Annotated in this window: 1 protein-coding gene; it reads left to right on the top strand. The window is 52.1% G+C overall.

Features of this window, described 5'->3' with window-relative positions:
* On the top strand, nucleotides 1-447 hold a 447-nt coding region (gene gerQ, locus RVS70_RS22430; protein ID WP_321134927.1), incomplete at both ends, for a spore coat protein GerQ.

Genomic DNA, 447 nt, shown 5'->3' with positions numbered 1-447 from the left:
AGGGTTTTGATAATATGCAGGGGTATCAGCCTCAGTTTGGCGCCAACCCTTACCCGCAGCAAGGCCAAGGGTCACAAATGCAGACGTTGGGGATGCAGCCAATGATGCCAAGGCAGCAGGGACAGCAAGGACAGCAGGGATTTGGATTCCCGGGCCAGCAGCAGGGCGGCGGGTTTCAAATTCCTTCGGGGCCTACACCATCAGCACCAGGCCAAAGCGTTCCCGGCATGCTGCCTGTTGAGGAATCTTATATTGAAAATATTTTGCGCCTGAATCGGGGAAAAACAGCCACCATTTATATGACATTTGAAAACAGCAAGGAATGGGGCTCGAAGATCTTTCGCGGCGTCATCGAAGCAGCGGGCCGGGATCACATCATTATCAGCGACCCGAAATCAGGAACACGCTATCTGCTCCTGACAATCTACCTCGATTACATTACATTTG

Source organism: Virgibacillus sp. M23 (assembly GCF_034190895.1).
Classification (GTDB): domain Bacteria; phylum Bacillota; class Bacilli; order Bacillales; family Amphibacillaceae; genus Virgibacillus; species Virgibacillus salarius.
This window is presented reverse-complemented; position numbering and strand designations above follow the sequence as displayed.